This window comes from Planctobacterium marinum (assembly GCF_036322805.1).
GTDB classification, from domain to species: domain Bacteria; phylum Pseudomonadota; class Gammaproteobacteria; order Enterobacterales; family Alteromonadaceae; genus Planctobacterium; species Planctobacterium marinum_A.
Genome location: NZ_AP027272.1, coordinates 2,742,766 through 2,764,487, shown reverse-complemented (window position 1 = coordinate 2,764,487; position 21,722 = coordinate 2,742,766). Strand labels below are relative to the sequence as shown.

Annotated in this window: 20 protein-coding genes; 8 read left to right on the top strand and 12 right to left on the bottom strand. The window is 45.4% G+C overall.

Going from position 1 to position 21,722, the window contains the following annotated elements; genetic code table 11:
• Window positions 1-51: 51 nt before the first annotated feature.
• From AABA75_RS12365 to AABA75_RS12340, 6 genes are all read left to right on the top strand, one after another.
• Entirely contained in the window at window positions 52-2,334 is a 2,283-nt protein-coding gene (locus tag AABA75_RS12365) for a DNA internalization-related competence protein ComEC/Rec2 (RefSeq protein ID WP_338292913.1), read from the top strand.
• A 128-nt stretch (window positions 2,335-2,462) separates the two neighbouring features.
• Window positions 2,463-4,211: a lipid A export permease/ATP-binding protein MsbA gene (gene msbA / locus AABA75_RS12360; protein ID WP_338292912.1), complete on the top strand. Its 1,749-nt coding sequence runs from the start codon at window positions 2,463-2,465 to the stop codon at window positions 4,209-4,211.
• Window positions 4,211-5,191: a tetraacyldisaccharide 4'-kinase gene (gene lpxK, locus AABA75_RS12355; protein ID WP_338292911.1), complete on the top strand. Its 981-nt coding sequence runs from the start codon at window positions 4,211-4,213 to the stop codon at window positions 5,189-5,191. The genes msbA and lpxK overlap by 1 nt, the downstream gene beginning before the upstream one ends.
• A 37-nt stretch (window positions 5,192-5,228) precedes the next feature.
• Window positions 5,229-5,423: a Trm112 family protein gene (locus AABA75_RS12350; RefSeq protein ID WP_425325576.1), complete on the top strand. Its 195-nt coding sequence runs from the start codon at window positions 5,229-5,231 to the stop codon at window positions 5,421-5,423.
• A gap of 13 nt (window positions 5,424-5,436) precedes the next feature.
• On the top strand, window positions 5,437-6,201 hold the full coding sequence (gene kdsB, locus AABA75_RS12345; RefSeq protein ID WP_338292910.1) for a 3-deoxy-manno-octulosonate cytidylyltransferase: 765 nt from the start codon (window positions 5,437-5,439) through the stop codon (window positions 6,199-6,201).
• Window positions 6,202-6,213: 12 nt separating this feature from the next.
• Entirely contained in the window at window positions 6,214-6,876 is a 663-nt protein-coding gene (locus AABA75_RS12340) for an SDR family oxidoreductase (protein ID WP_338292909.1), read from the top strand.
• 62 nt (window positions 6,877-6,938) lie between these two features.
• On the opposite strand, the gene AABA75_RS12335 is transcribed toward AABA75_RS12340, so the two are convergent.
• The 6 genes from AABA75_RS12335 to AABA75_RS12310 form a co-directional block, all read right to left on the bottom strand.
• Window positions 6,939-8,111 (bottom strand): hydroxymethylglutaryl-CoA reductase, encoded by a 1,173-nt coding sequence (locus tag AABA75_RS12335; RefSeq protein ID WP_338292908.1) that lies wholly within the window; start codon window positions 8,109-8,111, stop codon window positions 6,939-6,941.
• A gap of 201 nt (window positions 8,112-8,312) precedes the next feature.
• A complete protein-coding gene (locus tag AABA75_RS12330; protein ID WP_338292907.1) occupies window positions 8,313-8,978 on the bottom strand; it encodes a hypothetical protein in 666 nt (221 codons plus the stop codon).
• Window positions 8,979-9,182: 204 nt separating this feature from the next.
• Window positions 9,183-10,412 carry an ABC transporter permease gene (locus tag AABA75_RS12325; RefSeq protein WP_338292906.1) on the bottom strand — a complete coding sequence of 410 codons (1,230 nt, stop codon included), beginning with the start codon at window positions 10,410-10,412 and terminating at the stop codon, window positions 9,183-9,185.
• Between the two features lie 10 nt (window positions 10,413-10,422).
• Window positions 10,423-11,736: an ABC transporter permease gene (locus AABA75_RS12320; protein ID WP_338292905.1), complete on the bottom strand. Its 1,314-nt coding sequence runs from the start codon at window positions 11,734-11,736 to the stop codon at window positions 10,423-10,425.
• 11 nt (window positions 11,737-11,747) lie between these two features.
• Window positions 11,748-12,455: an ABC transporter ATP-binding protein gene (locus AABA75_RS12315; RefSeq protein WP_338292904.1), complete on the bottom strand. Its 708-nt coding sequence runs from the start codon at window positions 12,453-12,455 to the stop codon at window positions 11,748-11,750.
• 15 nt (window positions 12,456-12,470) lie between these two features.
• Window positions 12,471-13,745: an efflux RND transporter periplasmic adaptor subunit gene (locus tag AABA75_RS12310; RefSeq protein WP_338292903.1), complete on the bottom strand. Its 1,275-nt coding sequence runs from the start codon at window positions 13,743-13,745 to the stop codon at window positions 12,471-12,473.
• A gap of 265 nt (window positions 13,746-14,010) precedes the next feature.
• On the opposite strand from AABA75_RS12310, the gene AABA75_RS12305 reads away from it, so the two are divergent.
• Together AABA75_RS12305 and AABA75_RS12300 are read left to right on the top strand one after the other, a co-directional pair.
• A complete protein-coding gene (locus AABA75_RS12305) occupies window positions 14,011-14,535 on the top strand; it encodes a GNAT family N-acetyltransferase (RefSeq protein ID WP_338292902.1) in 525 nt (174 codons plus the stop codon).
• Window positions 14,536-14,565: 30 nt separating this feature from the next.
• Complete coding sequence (locus tag AABA75_RS12300; RefSeq protein ID WP_338292901.1) at window positions 14,566-15,027, top strand: GNAT family N-acetyltransferase; 462 nt, start codon at window positions 14,566-14,568, stop codon at window positions 15,025-15,027.
• Window positions 15,028-15,030: 3 nt separating this feature from the next.
• Here AABA75_RS12300 and AABA75_RS12295 read toward each other — a convergent pair whose 3' ends face one another.
• The 6 genes from AABA75_RS12295 to AABA75_RS12270 form a co-directional block, all read right to left on the bottom strand.
• On the bottom strand, window positions 15,031-15,489 hold the full coding sequence (locus AABA75_RS12295; RefSeq protein ID WP_338292900.1) for a hypothetical protein: 459 nt from the start codon (window positions 15,487-15,489) through the stop codon (window positions 15,031-15,033).
• Window positions 15,490-15,630: 141 nt separating this feature from the next.
• Window positions 15,631-16,257 carry a methyltransferase family protein gene (locus AABA75_RS12290; protein WP_338292899.1) on the bottom strand — a complete coding sequence of 209 codons (627 nt, stop codon included), beginning with the start codon at window positions 16,255-16,257 and terminating at the stop codon, window positions 15,631-15,633.
• Window positions 16,250-16,585, bottom strand: a complete 336-nt coding sequence (locus AABA75_RS12285) for a hypothetical protein (RefSeq protein WP_338292898.1) — start codon at window positions 16,583-16,585, stop codon at window positions 16,250-16,252. The genes AABA75_RS12290 and AABA75_RS12285 overlap by 8 nt, the downstream gene beginning before the upstream one ends.
• A 56-nt stretch (window positions 16,586-16,641) precedes the next feature.
• The gene (locus AABA75_RS12280; protein ID WP_338292897.1) at window positions 16,642-16,956 is read right to left on the bottom strand and encodes a hypothetical protein; all 315 of its coding nucleotides are present in this window, start codon (window positions 16,954-16,956) and stop codon (window positions 16,642-16,644) included.
• A 33-nt stretch (window positions 16,957-16,989) separates the two neighbouring features.
• Window positions 16,990-18,384, bottom strand: a complete 1,395-nt coding sequence (locus tag AABA75_RS12275) for a GGDEF domain-containing protein (protein ID WP_338292896.1) — start codon at window positions 18,382-18,384, stop codon at window positions 16,990-16,992.
• A 251-nt stretch (window positions 18,385-18,635) separates the two neighbouring features.
• Window positions 18,636-21,722 carry an efflux RND transporter permease subunit gene (locus AABA75_RS12270; RefSeq protein WP_338294851.1) on the bottom strand — a complete coding sequence of 1,029 codons (3,087 nt, stop codon included), beginning with the start codon at window positions 21,720-21,722 and terminating at the stop codon, window positions 18,636-18,638.

Here is a 21,722-nt window from a genome sequence, read left to right as displayed (position 1 = left end):
TAATTCTATTTAGCAGCGGAGGGCTGCGCAACATGAATTGCTAATAATACTATGGACAGGTTTCTTTTCTGTTTTATTACTGCCAGTTTAACTAGTTTGCTCTGGCCTGTTTTGCCTCCTGTTTGGACTGCAATCTGTCTTGCGATCTCGGGAGTGGCATGCTTTAAAACAGTTAAATTCCTGTCTGGTATCTGTCTCGGATTAACATGGATGCTGAGTGTAGGCTATTGGATTAGTGTGACGCAACCAGAACAGGCACTATTTTTACAACCCTTGCAACTGAGCGGACGTGTTGGAACTGTGGTTACATCCTCAGAAAAGGCGAATTTTAACTTTGTTGTTTCTGCATATTCCCTTTCTCAAGATGACAACATTGAGGCATTCATAAAATCAGATTTTAAAGTCAGGCTAAGTTGGTTGATGCCTGACTTACAGCTAAAGCAGGGACAACAATTAACCATAGTTGCGAAACTGAAACCCCGTTGGGGGCTTTATAATGAGGCAGGTTTCAACTACCAGCAATGGTTACTCTCTGAGCATATTGTTGCAACGGGGTTCGTAAAAAGCGCAACTGAAAGCAATCTCCCAAGTGCGGTTTCCTGGCGGCAACGCGTTGCCGATAAACTAATAACAGAAAGTCGAAAGGAGGTGCGCTGGTTATTAGCGATGGCAATAGGTTATCGAGGAGAGTTGAGCCAGTCAGACTGGCAGCTATTGCAGCATACAGGCACATCTCATCTGGTGGCAATATCGGGCATGCATGTGGGTATGGTGACTTTCTGGGCTTTTTGTTTGTTCTCACTACTGTTCGGTGCACTAAATTTTGTTACAAGGCGACCTGTAATTTCCAATATCAGGATTGCAGCTTTTTCAATTTCTCTGTGTTTCGCTTTTTTTTACGTCTATCTCGCCGGTTTTGCCACGCCAACAGTGAGAGCGGGGTTGATGTTGCTGTTGGGCTGGGCAGTGCTTGTTTTAGGTGTCAACTTGAATGTTAGAAGATTTATCCTAATTTGTGTGGCGCTGTTCATCCTGTTTTTTCCGCTGAGCATCTTCACTGCCAGCTTTTGGTTGAGCTTTTCTGCCGTGGTTATTTTGTGGTTCATCGCATGGCGTTCTCGTAAACCTGATAACAAATTACCGAACAAGTTGGCCGCTTTTGTTGCGCTGCAGATAATGTTGTCTGCTCTGATGTTGACCTTGGTTTTAGGGATGTTTGGCGGGGTTAGCGTGTTGTCCCCAGTTATTAACTTGATTGCCATTCCATTGGTAATCTTTGTTCTGTTACCCCTCAGTTTACTGAGCGTTATATTGTTAATGAGTGACAGTAGTATTGCTTCTCATGTGCTTGAAGGGTGCTTAACGCTATTTGCCCTATGTGAACAAGGTTTAAAATCTATTACTACTATTTATGACCAATGGCTGCAAGCAAGTGCGATTCCCTGGTTGGCTCTAGTATTTGCTACATTGGCTATGATTTTATTGTTGATACCCAGAGGACTGTTCCCTAAGCCCTTAGTTATTTTGCTATTTGTGCCTTTGTTACTACCACAGAACAAGCGAGAAACAAACGGCTGGCAGCTTGATATGTTGGATGTAGGGCATGGGTTAGCGGTGTTGCTAAGGAAACAAAACAGTGCCGTATTGTACGATGTAGCCGCTGAGTTTCCCGATGGTTTTAGCATGGCGGAAAATGTTTTATTACCGGTACTACGCAGTAGCGGTATCAGTCAATTGGATACTGTTATAATCAGTCATGATGACATAGATCACGTAGGTGGATTAGATACAATTTTGCGCCATCAATCTGTACTGGAAATGAGGTATCCAAAACAATCATGTCAGCGTGGCGATAGTTGGCACTGGCAGGGGATCCAATTTGAGGTGCTTTGGCCAGATCTCAATTATCCAAAGTTATTACATAATGATAATAATCAGTCCTGTGTGATTATGCTGGATGACGGTAGCAATCGTATTTTGCTAACCGGTGATATTGAGCAAGATGTAGAGCTTTTGTTGGCAACATGGCATCGCTCCGGGCTGGTAAATTTAAGCGCTCAAGTCTTGATTGCCGCGCATCATGGCAGTAAAACATCGTCTTCCAGCCCTTTTATTTTGGCGGTTGACCCCCACTATGTGCTGATATCAGCGGGACATTATAATCGCTGGGGCATGCCTGCAGAGATTGTGATGAAGCGTTTGCGAAAGCTTAACACTGCCATTTGCAATACTGCCGAGCATGGCCAGATATCCGTCATCATTGATGAATATGGCAAGCTGAGCTTGAAGAGCTGGCGAAAAGATGTGCAACCTCGTTGGTTTTTGTCACTCTAAGAGCAAACTGTCAGAGATAAATACCTGATTACAGTGTCTTTTGTTCGCTTAACAGCTAAACTAACCAGATTTATGATTATCATTAATGGGTGCACCAACCCTTGCGCAAAATATATTGAACCGAGTTAATGAATCAAACAGACTCCAGTAAGGCGGTATTCGCCCGATTTAGCCGTTACTTGCGGCATTTTAAAATTCCTTTTGTGGCCGCAATTTTCGGCATGATTGGCTATTCCCTGATTGATGTTTTTGTCATTTCCCAACTAGAACACGCCATTGATCGCAGTTTGGTACAAGGCGACCTGGATTATTTGCGCATGGCCGCGTATTTGATTGTTCCCATGTTTATTTTGCGTGGCGTGTTTAATTTTATGGGTACCTATACCTTGTCCTGGATTGGCAACATGGTGGTGATGCAAATGCGTCAGCAGTTGTTCTCGCGCTTTGTGCATTTACCCGTTTCTTTTCACGATCAGCATTCCACGGGTACGCTAATTTCAAAGGTCATTTACGACACGGAACAAGTCTCGGTGGCCGCCGGAAAAGCCTTATTAACGCTGGTGAGAGAGGGGGCGTTGGTATTAGGGCTGCTCGCTATTATGTTTTATAAATCATGGCAGTTAAGTTTAGCGTTTTTAGTGATAGGGCCGGTAGTGGCGTTGATCGTAGCTTATGTCAGTAAACGCTTCAGAATGGTGAGTAAAAACATTCAACAATCTATGGGCAATTTAACCACTGCTGTAGAGCAAGTTCTCAAAGGCCACAAAGTGGTGTTGATGTTCGATGGTCAAGAGAAAGAAACTCAACACTTTGAGGAAAAAAACAACCATAACCGCCAACAAAATATGAAATTGGTGGTATCTCGGATTTTGTCTGTTTCTACTATTCAGGTCATTGCTTCAGTAGCACTGGCGGTGGTGCTATTTATTTCCAGTGTTCCCGGTATGGTGGAAAATCTCAGCGCTGGCGTGTTCACTTCAGTGGTCGTTAGCATGACCATGTTATTAAAGCCACTTAAACAGCTCACCACCGTTAATAGCGAGTTTCAAAAAGGTATGGCGGCTTGTGAGAGTATTTTTGCAATTCTTGATCAGCAAGAAGAAGAAAATAAGGGCACACTCAAGCCACAAAGGGTAGCTGGTAATATTGCCTTTAAAAATGTGACGTTTGCCTATGACGCCAACGGCGAAAACGTATTAAAAGATATTTCCTTTGATGTGAGCAAGGGACAAACCCTGGCCTTGGTAGGGCGCTCGGGTAGCGGTAAGTCCACTATATCCAACTTGTTAACCCGTTTTTATCAACCGCAATCAGGGGAAATCTTATTAGACGATTTACCGCTTTCACAAATTGAATTGCGGGCATTACGCAACCAGTTTGCTGTGGTGTCGCAGCAAGTGACATTGTTTAACGATACTATCGCTAACAATATTGCTTATGGATTGGAAGATAAAGTCTCGCGAGCCCAGATAGAAGAGGCCGCGAAAGTAGCTCATGTTTTAGAGTTTACCGAGACCTTGGGAAATGGCCTGGATACCATGGTGGGCGAAAACGGCCTGATGCTCTCCGGCGGTCAAAGGCAACGCATTGCCATTGCCAGAGCAGTGTTAAAAGACGCCCCCGTTTTAATATTAGATGAGGCCACATCAGCCTTGGATACTGAGTCTGAGCGCTTCATCCAGGAGGCTCTGGATACACTACAAAAGAACCGCACCAGCATTGTTGTGGCTCACAGACTTTCAACCATTGAAAATGCCGATCAGATTTTGGTGATTGATAAAGGCCAAATCATGGAGCATGGACGGCACAAAACACTGCTGGAGAAAGGCGGAATGTATGCCCAGTTGCACCGTATGCAGTTTACCGAAGGTGCCTGATGACGAAACTGGAACACGCCTGGTATCAGTCTTTTGGTTGGTCGCTGCTGTTATTGCCCATTAGCGCTGTATTCTGGGGGCTGAGTGCACTGCGACGGTTTTGTTTTTCTATCGGTTTAACCAAGATACACAAATTGCCAGTGCCTGTTGTGGTTATCGGCAATATTAATGTTGGTGGCAATGGCAAAACGCCTTTGGTTATTTATCTCAGCAGCTATCTAAAACAGCAGGGCTTTCGACCGGGTATAGTGTCTCGCGGTTATGGCGGTAAAGCCGCGCAGTATCCGATGACAGTGGAAAAACACAGTGACCCCGCACATTCAGGTGATGAACCTTTATTCATTAAGCACCGGGTCAATTGTCCTGTGGTGGTGGATCCCAACCGAGTTCGTGGTGCACAAGCGCTAATTACCAAGCATGGTTGCAATGTGATTCTAAGTGACGATGGATTACAACACTATCGCCTGGGACGGGATATCGAAATTGCCGTTGTTGATGGTCAACGACGGCAGGGCAATGGTTACCTGTTACCGGCGGGGCCCCTACGAGAGGGAAAGTGGCGACTAAAAACAGTGGATTTTGTTGTGGTTAATGGTGGCAAGTTGCAGGGCGATGAATATATGATGTCACTTGAGCCTGGCCAACTTGTGAATGTTAAATTCAAGGGGCAAACGAAACCGTTGAATCAGATTTCAGGTCCAGTTTACGCAGCGGCGGGAATTGGTAACCCCGGCCGATTTTTCACGTTATTGGGAAACAAGGGGGTAAAGCTCGAAAAGACCTTTGCCTTTCCTGATCATCATCAATATAAAGAATCTGACCTGCCCGACGGCACGGTACTCATGACCGAAAAAGACGCGGTGAAATGCACTGACTTCGCAAAAGATAACTGGTGGTTTTTACCTGTCAGTGCCAAATTAACAGAAACCTTTAATCAGGCTTTTTTGACTAAATTGAAAGCCGTGAAAAGTAAAAAATAAAACCGTTCTAACGGAATCAAAAAAGGATATCGTCAGCATGCCTATCGACCCGAAATTAAGTGATATTTTAGTTTGCCCATTGTGCAAAGGAAAATTGACTTATGTGAGAGAGCCAGAAGAATTGATTTGTAAATTCGACAAGTTGGCCTATCCCGTGAGGGAGAATATACCAGTTATGTTGGAATCTGAGGCAAGAAAGTTGTCTCTGGAAGATATTGAATCTATTGCTTAAATGAGGATTAGTAATGGCATTTAGCGTTATTATTCCTGCCCGCTATCAGTCCAGCCGTTTTCCGGGCAAGCCCTTGGTGGATATCCATGGAAAAACCATGGTGCAATGGGTGTACGAGAAGGCGCTCAAAGCGGGGGCCAGTCAAGTGGTTGTGGCTACGGACGACGAGCGCATCAAAGAGACCGTAGAAGGCTTTTCCGGAACGGTCTGTATGACCAGTAACAAACACGAAAGTGGCACTGAGCGTCTTGCCGAAGTGGTCCAGTTGTTGGGATTGCCTGATGATGAAGTGGTGGTGAATGTCCAAGGGGATGAACCTTTTATACCGGAACAAAACATCGTCCAGGTAGCGCAAAATTTGGTGCAATTCAAAAATGCCAAGATGGCAACATTGTCTGTTAAGATTGAGGATGTTGACGAGGCGTTTAATCCCAATGCGGTTAAGGTCGTCACTGATGCAAAGGGCTATGCCCTTTATTTTAGTCGTTCCACCATTCCCTACGACAGAGATCGTTTCCTCAACAGCAAACACCCAAAGCCTGCTCAAATAGGTGAGTTTTATCAGCGTCACATTGGTATCTACGCCTATACTGCTGGATTTATTAAAGAATACATCAATCTGTCAGTGTCACCTTTGGAGCAAATCGAATCTCTGGAGCAACTCAGAGTACTTTGGCATGGGCACCAGATTCATGTCTCTGAGGCAAGCGCGGTACCACCTCCGGGTATTGATACGCCGGAAGATCTTCAAAGAGCACTGAGTACCATTGTTAGATAATTGGAGTTGGCTATGCAAAATGTAGTAATCACCGGAGCGAATCGCGGCATAGGGCTGGAATTAACCCGAATTTATCAACAGCAGGGTTGTCGGGTGTGGGCTTTATGTCGTCAATCCAGTAAGGAGCTTGATGAAACCGGGGTGCAGGTTGTAACCGGTGTCGAGCTTTCTGATTTAGATGCTTTACCGGGAATGATTCATCCGCTTCAGGGGGTAACAATAGACCTGTTAATTCACAACGCCGGGATTTTGCGCAACGAAAGCCTTAATCAAATAAACGTATCTACCATTGAACAACAGTTTAAGGTTAATGCCGTTGCGCCATTGGTTTTGACTGATTTGCTATTAGATAACCTCAATTCGGGAGCAAAAGTGGCGCTGGTCACCAGCCGGATGGGATCCATGGGAGATAATGGTAGCGGGGGACGTTATGGTTATCGCATGTCAAAAGCGGCGCTTAATGCTGCGGCGGTTTCTTTAGCTCATGATCTGAAACCCAGAAATATTTCGGTGACCATCCTGCATCCCGGATATGTTCAGACGGGTATGGTGGATTTTCGAGGTGAAGTTTCAGCGCAGTCTTCCGCACAGCGTTTGGTGCAACGTATCGAAGCATTAAATCTGGATAATAGTGGTACTTTCTGGCACGCAAATGGTGAAGTATTGCCTTGGTAATACAGCTATGTTGAAACATTAAAAAACCGGCTAATTAGCCGGTTTTTTAAATTAAAACGGTATTAGCGGTTGCGACCTAATTGATCATGACTAGATACCCAATCCCCCGCAATGACTGCGCAGCCCAGAGAAATATCACCAGCGAGTACAGTAGCAGCCACTATCTCTGCAAATTTATTGGCTTTGCCTTTACCCACACAGCCCAGCATGTTCAGACATTCTCTTTGAGTTGGTAACGCCGTACCACCACCAAATGTAGCGCAGATAAGAGAAGGCAAGGTTACCGCCAGATAGATATCGCCATTATCCTGTAATTCATGGGTAAACAAACCCGCGTGAGATTCAACCACGTTGGCTTCATCTTGGCCTGTGGCAATGAATAAAGAGGCAATACCATTTGCTGCATGTGGACCATTGTAGGCCGCACCTGCCATCAACGCGCCAGTATTGGCTAGTACGGTCGCCTTAGCCAACATCTTGGTATCTACACCCATAATGGCTTTAAGCACCTCTTTTTTTACCGTTAATTCAGCAATAACCCGTTTGCCACGAGAATGCAGCATATTGAGGTGTGAGTGTTTCTTGTCGGTATCCATGTTGCCGGATAACAGGTAATTAGCGCCGCCCGGATAATTGCGTTTGATCCATTCACAGGCCATAAGTGTTGCTTTGCCTACCATGTTTTGTCCGGCAGCATCTCCAGTTGTGTAGTTGAAGCGCAAATACCGCGATTTGGCTACTGACCACTGGTGTATGTGCTTCAGCTTGCCCACACTCGTGGTACTCTCTGCTGCTGCTTTGATATTGTCGAAGTTCTCTTTTACCCATTCGCCAAAAGCACGAGCTTCGCGCGCATTGTCGAATAGGAAAGCCGGAGCTCGCTGCATGTACTGTTCTACCACAGTTGTGGTGACACCTCCGCTTTCTGTGATCACTCGCATGCCGCGGGAATAACTGGCTACCAAGGTACCTTCAGTGGTCGCGAGGGGAATGTAAAAATCACCTTGAGCATCCTCACCGTTGATACGCAGTGGTCCAGCAACGCCCACAGGCATCTGGCAAATACCTATAAAGTTCTCGATATTGCCCGGTAGTACGCCGGTATCAATGGTGTATTGACCTGTCAGAGTCATGGGTTCACCCGTTTTAGCTTCGATAAACTTACGACGCTCAGTCGCCATTTCTGGCGTGTAATCGTTCTCTTTGCTGCGCGGGATGCGAATATCATCTCTCATCGTGTCTGTCCTTTAATTTGCAAGTTTTATGATTGTGTAGGGTGATTTTCGCTAAATAGTAAATCATGTAACTGGTCAGACCTCAATAACTTGCAAACAAAAAAGTGTTAATAACCAAAAGTTTAACCAAATAGTAATATTTGAATCGGGAACGAAAATAAAAAAGGCCAGCGATGCTGGCCTTTGAAAAATAACTGGAATTTACTGGAAGTCTTCCGTTTCGTAGTACAGTGGTTTCATGGGACCACACAAGGTCAAACGACTAAACAATTGGGCGATGGTGGGCACTGCAGAAGGGGTTGAGAACTCAGTAATACAGCTCACCATATCATCAAACAAGATGAGGTTATCGTAGGTGGGTTTTTCTTGCAGTCTATGCACCAAAATAAACTCATTGCTGCCCACTTTTACCTTGTCGTAAACCTGTCTGATACTGGAAGGTTGTATGTCTTCGAAGGTGCGTAAATATTTTTGTTCATCAAATGATATTACGGCTTTTTCGTGTAGTTTCATGCCGCCACGATCAAAGTGTCCCATATAAATATCCATCACCACTTCCACTTGTTCTCCCCTGATTAATCTCTGCAGGTTAAAGGGTTGTGAGCGTGCCGTTACCAGATCGGCATCACGAACCAGAAATCGAATGGAAGGCGTTTTAGTACTGACTTTGTACAAAATTTGTTGATTATCGGGTTTCTCATAACCTGGCATTGGGTAAGCAAACAGGGTAGTGCCCATGCTCACAAGCACCATATCGTGGCTACCCATATAGGCCGGGTCAAGGGGAGGAGGTACGTCTTTTTTATCTTGCGCTCCTGCGATAAAGCTAACAAGCAACAACAATAACAAAGGCGATAATCTTGACATGTAAATAGATTCCTAAAGCCGAGAAGGTGTCAACAACACTGTTCTATTTTATTTTAGACGAACAATATGGAGGCAGTATCGTTTTTTCCAGTGAAATTAACATACTGCTTTAGTATGAATTGAACAGTACATGTATCGCTATGGGATCTTAAGGGATAGGAGAAAGAGGGGCTGATGCCCCTCGATGTTTTTATGAATCTAAATTTAAACCGTGCGGGTAGCCATTGCCGGTGGGATATTCGCCGCTTTGCGGGCGGGTCCATACACTGCCAGTTGCCCTAAACACCACAAACAAAGCATGCCAATAGGAATGTAGTACCAGGTAATGCGATTGAGTTCAAAAAAGTTCACCAACAGGATGTTTAACCCAATGCTAAGGGCTGCGCCGGTTGCAACACCAATACTGGTAATAACAAAATTTTCCAGCATGAAATAACGCACAATTTGCCATTGGGTAGCGCCCAAGGCACGACGAGTACCAATTTGTTTCTTACGCCTGTTCACGTTAAAACTGGCAAGGCCGACGATGCCCATACCTGTGATAATCACCAAGGTTACCATGACGACAGTTAAAATCTTGATCATGGCAGCGTGAAATCCGTAACTGTTTTCTCGTACTTCCTGAAAAGACTCTATGCCCCGAACGAGGCGTTCACTGCTGCGTTGGGCCAGGTATTCCTCTACATCGCGCATGGCTTGGTCCCGCATACCGTTTTGAGCGCGAACGAAATAGCGAGTTGAGTTATTAAAGGCGATATACTCAGGCGACAACATGGCGTTTTCCAGTTGATCCCAACCAATCCAAGGTGCCTGAAGTGTATCGATAACCCCAATAATTTGCATGGGTTCGTTGCGATCAATATAGACGGTTTTGCCAATAACTTCGCCGGGCGTCGTATCGGGAAATAAATCCTGTAGCAAGGCTTCCGTTATGATGATATTTTGCGGCCATCCCTCTTCCGTACCATCGCGATAGCGCATTTCCTGATAACTGAAGTTTCGACCCGCCAGCAGCGCGACATCCAAGGTTTCAATGCCGTGTTCGTCCACCATATAAACCGCCGTGGATATATCATCTTTATCTTCTCCTGACTCCACCTGCAAACTCATGGACCAACCGCCTCCGCTAATGGGAATGGCGTTAATAGTAGTCACATTTAACACTGAGGGAAGGGCACGAATCTGGCGCAGGTCTTCCTGAATGGTATTTTCATTGTCAAAGTCTTCAGCAAAACCGTTGCTACTTACGCTAAAGCTATTGGGCTCGTCAACGCCACTGACACGCGCCATCAACGCTTCGCGTTCATCTATGATAAAAATGGCATTCACCACAATTGTCATGGTAACCGCAATTTGTAGGGCAATAAGTAGTGCCCCCATTTTGTTGCGCAGTAAAGTTCGAAAGATAGGACCGATTTCTAATGAGGCAAACATAGCGATCTCCTTATTGACTTTTCAGTTGGCTGGCGGGTGCAATCGAGCAAGCACGCCAGGTGGGATAGAGACCAGCAATGATGGTAGCCACCAGAGAGAGCAGGATGGCTAATATCGCCATATTCATATCAAGACTGGTGAGCTTATCTGCAAATTCGCCATATAGTGCTCTAAGTCCTTGCAATCCAAAGAAGGACAACCCGAGGCCGACAATACCGCCTGCGATACCAATACAGGCGGTTTCAACCGTGTGTTGGATGAATAGGTCTTTTTTGGTTGCTCCAACGGCTCTTCGCAGACCAATTTCACTGGACTTGCCCATGAACTTAGACAGCATCAAACCAATGGTGTTGAGCAGGCACACAACCAGGAACATCAGCGATAACCACATCATTATCTGAGCGTCATCTGCAACAACTTCGTTGTATTCAAGCCATTCCTGGACGTTATTTAAGCGGTTGTTAAGAGGGCGAGGGAAGCGACCAAAGGTTTTTTGTTCATTAACATAATTATTCAGGAACTGGGCGTAGTCGGCTCTTTCTCCCGGATTGTTTAACTCCACCCAAAACTGAAAGTTAACACATTCTGAGTTGAGGAATCCTTCGAAGCCATCTTCATCGGGGGATTTCCAGCAATTAACATTACCCCAACTGGGCAGCTTCATACTGAGTTTCAGAGACAAGGGCATGAACAGTTCAGAGGGGCGACCAAAGTCATCATTGTTCAGATCGTAGAACTTGGGGATGGGGTGCCATTCATCAATTACTCCCACAACTGTAAATATCTCACCGGACAAGGTCACGTTCTCGCCGATTGAATCTTTACCACCGAACAGGGTTTCGTTAATTTCTTTGGTTAATACAACAACGTGTCTGCCATTGCTGTCGGCCTCTGAATCCCAACCTGAGCCATATAAAAATGGCACGTCAAACATAGTAAAAAAATCACCGTAGGTCAGGCGATAACCGGCTTGAAAAGGTTTGATATTGGTATCAGCCGGTACCACAACGCCACCTGATTTTGCCATGGCTGCTTGACGATATGCCCGCTCCGCTTTTTGCAAATTATTGACATCTGTCCAGGTCATTTGAAAGGGAGGATCGTTAGGGTCAACTGCAGCCTCATAGGGACCCCAGTTGTCTAATTGCACATGAAATAGTACGTCGCTTTTGTGTTTTATCGGGTTGTTGGACATCAGATAGTTGACCGTAATGGTGGTCATGCAGGCGCCAATGCCCAAAGCGATTGCCAGCACCATTAAAGTACTGAGCACGGGATTGCGACGCATGCTTATCAGCGCCAGACGAAAGTAATAACTCATCATGATGGCAGTCCTCAGGCGTTGACAACTTCTTTGGTGGGAGGCGCGGAAACTTCGTGTAACTCGCTGACTTTGCCATCCCGAACGTAAATATTGCGTTTGGCTTGTGCCGCAAGGCCCGGATCATGTGTCACCATTACTATCGTAGTGCCATTGGCGTTGATGTCTTGTAATAGCTCCATCACGCTGTGGGCCATTTTGCTGTCAAGATTACCGGTGGGTTCGTCGGCTAGCAGAAAACGGGGTGAGCCTGCCAATGCGCGTGCGATTGCGACCCGCTGTTGTTGTCCACCCGACAACTGTGCTGGCAAGTGTTTCATACGGTTAGCTAAGCCCACGGTATCCAGACTGTGCTCTATGCGTTCTTTGCGCTCTTTACTGCTAAAGCCGCGATAGCGCAGCGGTACATCAACATTGTCGAATAAATTGAGGTCTGGGATCAGGTTAAAACCCTGAAAAATAAAGCCAATTTTTTCATTTCTAACCCGGCTCCTGGCTGCATCGCTGATACCCGAAACATCTTTGCCATCAAGGAAGTAACGCCCACCAGAGTAGGTTTCCAGTAACCCTGCGATATTCAAGAAGGTAGTTTTCCCAGAGCCAGATGGGCCTGTTACCGCTATAAAGTCTCCTTCGTTGACTTCCAGATTGAACTCCTTAAGGGCATGGGTTTCTACCATGTCGGTGCGATAGACTTTTGAAATATTTTCCATTTTTAACATTTGAGCTTCCCCCAATTATTGAGTAAGTAATACGGTTTCGGCGCCGGCAAACGCCTCTGTGCTGGAGATGATAATTTCATCACCGATATTTAAACCTGTGAGTATTTCTACCGAGCCCAGGCTCCGGGCGCCGGTGTTAATGGCAGTTCGAACGGCGCGATTATCCTGCACTACATAGGCCACTTTGCCCCCGGCACTTTCAAGAAATTGTCCGCGCTGTACCATCAATACGTCGGCTTTGTTTTCCATCAGAATACGCGTAGTCAAACGTTGGTTTTGGCGTAAGCCGAGTTCTGAAGAGTTGGCGAAACGCACTCTACCGGTCACCTGATTGTTTTGGATTTCGGGGGAAATCGTGACCAGCACTGCAGAGTGCGCCTCGCCATTAAACTGAATTTCTGCATCCATACCAATGGCCAAGTCATCGGCGTAGCTTTCAGGAATTTGTAGCTCCACTTCAAATTCACTTAGGTCTACCACAGATAAAATTGCCTGATTTTGTGCCACCTGATTTTTTTGCTCGACGGCGAGATTACCTACAATGCCGCTCACTGGTGAGCGTACGGTGAGTTGCTGTACTTTGCGTTGTAAATCGGCTACCAGTAGTGCCTGGCGGTCCACCTGCAATTGGTTGGTTTTTAATTCAAACTCGAAGGACTCAATCGCCAGTTGCGCATCTTCAACGGCGTGCTTGTGTTCCAGCCGGGCATTTTCCAGCTCATCCTGTGCCTTTTCAAAATCGATGGCACTGATGCTGTTACTTTTTATCGCCTTATCAGCCCGCCTTTTTTCCCTGTCTGCGGCGGTGAGGGCTACCAGAGCTTGATCAATAGATTTTTGATTGTTTAATGCTTGTTGTTTGGCCTGTATCTTTTTGCGATCTAATTCTATTTGCAACCGTTGCAGCGTCGCCTCTTCCTGTTGCAACTCATTGGTCAGCTCTGGACTATCGATACTGGCAAGTACCTGGTTTTGGGTAACGGAGTCGCCTGCGTCAACTTGAAAGGTAATGGTACCTTGCGCTGGACTGTAAAGTTTTGGACTGACGGCGGCCACCACACGTCCTTGAACTGACAGGTCTCTGACAAAGTCGCCCCGGGTCACTTTAGCCAACCTCAATCGCTCTCGGGATATGGAAGTATCAGAGTTGGCCCAATCACTATATGATGGTGCAATTGCGCCTGTCAGCGCGATAACAACAATAGCGACAACACCGCCTTTGAGCCAAACTGTCTTATTTGACTTGGGTGCAATTACGACATCCTGGCCACTGGTATCGGTTATTTTCATTGATTTCCCCACAATAAAAATGAATTAAAACTGAACAATCACAGGCTAAGTCGCGGTGAGTGATGAAATGGTTTAACTGCGCTGGCAAATAATTTTGTCCAATCCAGTAACAAATTATTTTTATTACTGAAAAACAGCGAGTTGTGAGAGTAATCGCACTGATATTTTGTTAGTTGAACAGAGCACTTTTTTGCTTGTTTTACAGGGCGTTTGCAAGAATAATGAGACAGAAATATTGGCAGTCTTGAATGATCAGGTAATGCCTGTGAGCAACAATTACAAGCCGGGTGGAGAGATGCAGGGACTCAGTTTTAACCAGTTAGAATCAAGTTATTTACCAGAATTATTACGTCTCAATAACCGAGAAGTTCCCCACGTTAACGAGCTGGATCTCAATACGCTATCCTTTTTGTGTAACGAAGCCGCGTTTGTGGAGGTTTGCACAGATGAATATGCAATTTCAGGTTTGATAATGGGATTCGTGACAGGTGCCGATAACCACGGATTTAACTTTAACTGGTTTTGTGAACGCTACACTAACTTCCTGTACATCGACCGTATATTCGTTAGTCCAATCTACAAAGGGCAAGGTATTGGCAGAGAACTTTATCAAAGGGCTGAGGCTTTTTGCCGTGACAACGGTATTGAATCCCTGTGTTGTGAAGTGAATCAAGAGCCTCCCAATCCGGCATCACATCAATTCCACCTGAACTGTGGTTTTGAAGCAGTTGAATTAGTATTGCATCCGGAAGGTAAAACAGTGCAAATGTATCGTAAAATTATTGCTTAAGGTTTGTCCAAAAATCATAAAGGAATGGCCATGTTAGATATTCGTCTGGATGATGTTATGGAGCCACAGGTAGTTGCGTTATTGGAGGAGCATATCGCCGATATGTACGCTACTTCGCCTCCTGAAAGTGTTCACACTTTGGATTTGGCGGCTTTGAGGCAACCGGATATTTCTTTTTGGTCTGTGTGGCAAGGGGATGAGGCGTTAGGCTGTGTTGCCCTTAAAGAGCACGAGCGCCATTGGGCAGAAATTAAGTCCATGCGCACTTCAAATGCCAGCAGAGGGCAGGGGATTGGCAAAGTTTTGCTGGAGCATGTTATTGCTGTTGCCAAACAACGGGGTTATCAGATGTTGCGATTGGAAACTGGTGCTGAACCCTTCTTTGAACCTGCCAGAAGTCTCTACAGTGGTTATGGGTTCCGTGTTCGCGGCCCGTTTGCAGACTACAGCAATGATCCAAACAGTATTTTTATGGAAAGAGTACTGGATTGAGGTTTAGCTGGGACGAGTCCCTGATTCGCACAGGACTTTAAGCAATTGTAATGCTATTGTCCAATTGGCCATCATGCCCTCAAACATTTCATCTGTGACCATCTCTACTTCCAGTTGCGTTGCATTTTGTCCATGGTCATAGAAATAATAGTTCTCTTGCGTATCAACCCATTTCTGCATGGTATTGTCCATTACTTGGATTTCGATGTTATCAGGACTGACCATGGCAATATGTCGACACTTGATAACTTTGTCCTGCACAAATTCTTCAATAACTACTTTGGTGCCACCGCGCTGTTCATCTAAAAAGGATAGATGAGCCCCTAATTGCCATTCGCCAGTATAGGTCATACCTTCGCCCCAAGCTTTGGCCCATTCGGGATAGAGTGCTTTGTCGGTCATCACGGCAAAAACAATAGCAGGGGGTTGTTCGATAATCGTGGCGTAATTTAACGTTTTCACTGTATTTTTTATATATTTCGCATGCTTTTCATGGATTTTAAAGAATAGTTGGGATTTGCATTATTAGCCAGTAGCCTGAGATAACAAAACCTACAGGGACTAATAGCCCGGGATTAGAAATAGAGGAGAAATTGGCGCTGTTCAGACCCAGCGCCTGACCTTTTGTGTATAGGCAACAAATTCCTGCGGGAACAAAACAGATAAGTGCTTTTCTTCTTCTCTGACCTGACGGTACAAAGCCAGATGTCCTATTATCAAACAAAGCAATGAGAAACACGAGGGAAGGGCAAGGAAAAATCCCCACTGTGCAATAGCGACAAACACAAACATAGGATTGCGACTGTATTGGTACATACCTGAAGTGATCAGTTTTGTCGGCCTGTTTGGGTCAATACCAGAGCGCCACGCAGATCCCATGGCAAAATGGACAAGGATTGTCATTAAAAAGCCTGAAGTTAGCAGGGCAACACCTGTAACAATCACTATTGGGTGCTGAAAATCGTAGAACAGTCCAAGATAATAATCGAGTTGTGGATAAAATAATCGCGCCAGACAAACCCACCAGATGGTAACTCTGAATATCCGAAAAGCCAGATGATTCCACCAATCGTTGCAATAAGGTCGGCCAGGAAACACGACTTCTTTAGCCGTTGCGCGTGTTAGAAACACAATTCTCAGGGTATAAAACAGTGCAACAAAGGAATAGAATATTGCCAGGTAGTGACGTGTAAACTCGGTAATGTCAGTAAGTGTAAAACTGCTATCCATTTAATGGTCCGCTATGAGAACTGCTTTTCGAAGCGTTCAAGTTGGATTCTATTGCCACCAGCGCCGCAGCGATACCTCCCACTAACGAGCAAGCTATTAAGCAAGCAAAACCCACAGCCAATATAAACATGGCACTTAACCCAGTATAGTCTCCGCGACGATAAAAATCGTCTGGTATGCTGATGTGACCATAGGAAATTAACATAAAAGATACCACAATAAAGGCAACAGCGAAGGCTAAAAAGCCCAGTAAAGTGATGGCCCTGGCCGCGAACAACAGTAAGCCTAATTTTTTTGTAGTGATTTTTGAGTAAGGGTAGAGTGTCATGAATCGCTTCCTCCATAAAGCTGCTCAGCCTCGAAAAGTGATGGCTATTGTTTTGACTAGTTGAGTGTTAACCAAATATAGTCATTACGCCAAACAGTAATGTAAAGCGCCGCCAATAGCAATTTTAAGCCACCTAGATTAGAACCGCATTTAAGCATTGTATTAGGATGTCCTTCTGCGACATCAATTGAAACACTATTGGAGCGACACCAGTCTATGCTCAGATAAATTTCATGTTTGCCTGGTGACACTTCAAATTCGCCTGTGTCGCCATTGGCAATTTTGCCAAGCAGTTCTCCGTCGCAGATCACCTCATAGTCTCTGGAACGATCGGCAAAACCCGAGTCACGCACGATTTGTATCTTTGCCATAGTTTAACGTCCTTTTTAATGTAGTATTTTGCTTCAATCGTTCGATGCAATACAGACCTGATTTTTTCCTTGTGCTTTGGCTTGATAAAGGGCTTTGTCTGCTCTTTCCAGTAAGGATTCTAGCGAGTCATGGCTACGTAGTTCGGTAACACCAAAGCTCGCAGTAAATTGCGGGATTTCGTTTCGTGGTGCCACTTGCAACTCGGCGCGAATGTTCTCAGCGATAGCGGCAGCTTTTTGTAAGTCGCAGCCCTGCAATAAAACGGTGAACTCTTCGCCACCCATGCGAAACACAAGGTCGCTTTGGCGTATCAGTTCATTTATGTCATTCACCAAGTTTTGCAGTACTTTATCACCAACATTGTGACCATGCTGGTCATTGATATTTTTGAAGTTATCTATATCCAACAAGATGATACTAGAAGTGATACCACTTTTAGTTTTCACTAGTAGCGCTTTTGCCGCTTCATCCCATTTATAGCGATTGTGTGCGCCGGTCAGGTTGTCTGTTGTGGCTTGGCGTATCAGGGCCTCTTCAATACCATCTCGATGTACTACAGCTTCGGAATATTGGCTCATCAGTCGATTGATGTCTTTGGCCAGCTTGGCCAACTCGTCGCGACCTTGAGGGCTCAACTCATCGGCGTTAATGGCGTCTTGTTTACCGGTGATGGATTTGTATAAATTATCGATCTGGCTATTGATGTGACGCATGCGTCGGCGAAAAGAAATAATGATCAGTAAAGTCACATTGATACCGATAATAAAGGCACTGATACCAAGGCCGGTATTAACATAATAAAAGCGCCTTTCATGCTCTTCTGCCTGGGCAGAGATGTCGGCCGTAATAGACTCTATTTCCCGCAGAACCTTGAGGGAGTGTTGGTCCAAAGCCTGGTCTTGTTTTTCCAATTCTTGCCATTCTTGTTCAGATACCAGATGCGCATCGTTTTGTAATACTTTACTGGCGTTGTGATGAAATTCATCTCGGGCAGTTTCGAATTGTGCAAATGCGGCGATAACGGCTTGGTGGGCCGGGACTTCTTTAACTATTTTACCTTGTTCCAAGCCATCTTTAATGAGCCTGGTAAGTGCGTGAATATTGTCTTTCAAGCGCACAGAATAATCTGCGAACTTTTCTTGCATGAGTTTCTGGGATTGAAAGTTTTTCTCATCGGACAGACGCAACTCATAGTGCAAGCGCTCCATCAGGATATGTTGTTCTAACTGCAAAACTTCTATTTCAGCGGCAAGCTCTGATACAGGGACATCGATTTGTGCCAGTTCTTGTATTTCTTGACTGATTTCCCGCAGTTGCACAATGGAGTACAACACAAGTGCCAGGATAAAGGTCAACAGTACCGTGGATAAGCCACCTATTTTTCGGGAAATAGATTCATCTAACCAGTGAAAAAATCGAACTGCCATGTTGGTTTCTCAGTGTTACTCAAATAGAAGAGGGCAAATACGAATTGGGATAACTCAGGAATTGGCCACTTTATTGACATCTTACGCCAAGTTTACAAGTAGCCAAAAAAATTAAAAAGGCTGTGGCGTTATTTTGCCTAAAGAGTGACTAAATTGTGCAAATGTGTTGCTGATGAGTGCTTATTCGATGTGTTTACGCGGTTGGATGTATTACCCGGCACATCCAAAGACGGGCCGGGTAGTGGATTAAATCAGGCTTCTTTAATAATTTTTGAAACCAATAGCTTACTATCGTTGATCATATTGCGAGTTTTACGACGCAATTTGAGCAGTAATAAGTAGGCCAGGGGAACCAGAAATAAACTGGTTACCGTGGAAAAGATCAGGCCACCAATAATGGCGATTGCCATTGGTGCATAGGGCGGGCCGTCGCCACCCACGTTGGTGTCACCCAATGCCAGTGGCAATAGGCCCAAAACGGTAGTCGCGACAGTCATCAATACCGGTCTTACTCGCGTCAGGCAACCTTCCATGATGGCATCGTGAACCTTGTGTCCTTCGTTCACCAATTGATTTATCCTATCCACTAACACTATACCGTTATTAACCACAATCCCCATCAATATCAGCATGCCAATCATGCCCATTATTGACATTGGTGTTCCTGTGATAGCGAAGGTCCAGAAAACCCCGGTAAAAGAGAACAGTAAAGAGGTGATAACGGCCGTCGGTAACAGCAATGATTCAAACAATGCCGCCATTACGATGTAAATCATGGCAATGGCAAGCAACATGTTAGTTTGCATTATGGCTTCGTCTTCCCGCTGTTGACGGAAACTGCCATCCAATGACCAGCTATATCCCGTAGGGAGTTCCAGATTACCCATGATTTTCTCTATCTTTTCACGCGCTACGTCTAAGGTCATGCCTTCTTCCATGTTTGCGCCGATGGCAATGGCCGTTTGACGGTAATAGCGATTGATTTGTGATAGTCGACTGGTGATTTTTAAATCGGCAACCATGTCTAAGGTAACGGTTTTATTACCTTCTCTGGCCACAGGGAGTGACTTAAGCTCTTCAATTGAATGCTGCAAAGCCTCGTCGAACATTAAGCGGATATCTACTTCACCATTGTTACCATGGCGGAAAGTACGCAAATTGTTACCCCGTAAAGCCGTAGCCACAATATTACTAATGTCTTGGGAGTTTAGTCCAAATCGGTAAGCCTTTTGGCGGTCTACGTGAATTTGCAATTCCCGTTGATTATCATCAATTTCGGTTTTGACATCCGCAAGTCCGTCGATATTGGCCAGCACCGGCACCACCTGGTCTGCGATGCGTAGCAAGCTTTCCGAGGAAGGGCCTAATAGGGTCAAGCGAACCCCGCCACCACCGCCATCGCTCCAACGGAAGCTTGGCTCTGCGCGGGCAAACTTAGGCAGCGCTTCGCGGATCATTTCCTGAATCTCTTTTTTCTTGATAGGCAGTTCGTCTTGCAAGGTAATACCGGACACTGCGAATCCTGGTGTGTAATAGCTGTATATCGACTTGATGAAGAACTTTTCCTGATTGTCGTACAAGAAATTTTCCAGCCGCGTGACAGTTTTTTCTACTTCATCTAGGGTGTAATTGCCGTTGATGTTGTAGTTCAACCACAGTCTGTTGCGGTTATCCATGCCTTGCTCATTGTCGGGTACCATCTGCGCAACAAATACCGTACTGACCACCATTAAAACACCAATGATGGCGCTCCAGCCCTGATGGGATAGGGTCCATTTTAGCATGCGCTCGTAACGCTGTTTTAGCCTGTTTGGTTTGCTGTCTTGCGCGCGTGGTTTATGCTTGATTTTGGTGGCCAACAAGGGAATTAGCGTTTGCGCAATCAACAGTGATGCGAATAACGAAATACAAATAGAAATCGCCACATGCTCAAGGAAAATAGTCAAACTGACCTTTTTACCTATGATGTTAGGTAGAAAAACAATGGCGGTGGTGGCTGTGCCTGCAATGACTGCCAGGCTTACCTTTGAAACACCGGCTTTGGTAGCGGCAACCATGTTTTTAGTGTGCGCTTTTTCCTGTTCAATGCTCTCAGTTACAACCACCGCGTTATCAACTAACATACCTACCGCTAACATTAATCCCATCAAAGACAGAATATTGATGCTGTAGCCAAAGAAGAACATAAAGCCCAAGGTAATACACAATGAGAAGGGAACGGATAACACCACTATCAGCGTTGTGGTAAAACGACGCAAAAAGGCATAAAGCACCAATACCGACAACAGAGCACCCAATAAACCTGCATCTACCAGGTCCGAAAGTGACGAGGTCACGGATTCTGCTTCGTCATCAAAAATCAGCAGATTGATACCGTTAAAAGCGGGGTTTTCATTGGCATCGTCAATCACTTTCCAGACGCGCTCTGATACTTCCACAAGGTTTGAGCCCGACTCGCGGAAGATATTAAAGCCCACGGCATAAGTCTGATCCAGGTGACGACCTTCAGAACGTCTCGGGGTTTCGTAGTGCACGTCGGCAATATCTTTGAGCTGTATACCTCTGGCAATATACAATTCTTCGATTTCTTGCATACTGCGGTATTCGCCTTGAGGCGTTACTGAAATCTTTTCCTCGTTTTCGTAGATATGACCAGCACTCATGGAAAAGTTTGCCGCTTGCAAAGCATTGACTAAATCCACAACATTAACGTGCAATGCCGCCATTCTTTCCTGGTCTACCCGGATAGCGATTTCCTTTTTCAAAACGCCGTACAGTTCAACTCGGGAAACCCCTTCCACTCGTTCGATGGGTTGTTTCAGGTTACGCTCCAGCAAGTCGTAGGCATTAGACAGGTCTCGCTCGCTGGAAACCCGCAGCTGAAAAATGGGTAAATCGTTGGTGTTAAATTGATAAACCAGAATGCGCTCTACGTCGTCTGGCAACAGGTGACGGATGGCGTCAATTTTCTCCCGGGCCTCAATACTTTTGGCATTAATGTTTTCATCCCATTTAAATTCAATGCCAATCTCGGCGCCATTTTCCCTGGAGGACGAGCGCAATCGTTGAATACCCGACATGGTTGCCAGCGCTTCTTCGACCGGCCGGGTGATCATTTTTTCAACTTCAGCAGGAGACGCATCGCGGTAGGGGATATTGATATATATTTCCGGAATATCGATACCGGGAAATTTCTCCAGCGGCAACAGCCGACTGGAGATAAGGCCCAACAGTAACATCGACGCAAAGAACATGCATACTGTTACCGGGCGGCGCAAGGCAAAGTTTGCAAGGCTTGCACCCATGGCTTCAAATTTGTTTTCCTGTGCCTTATTCAT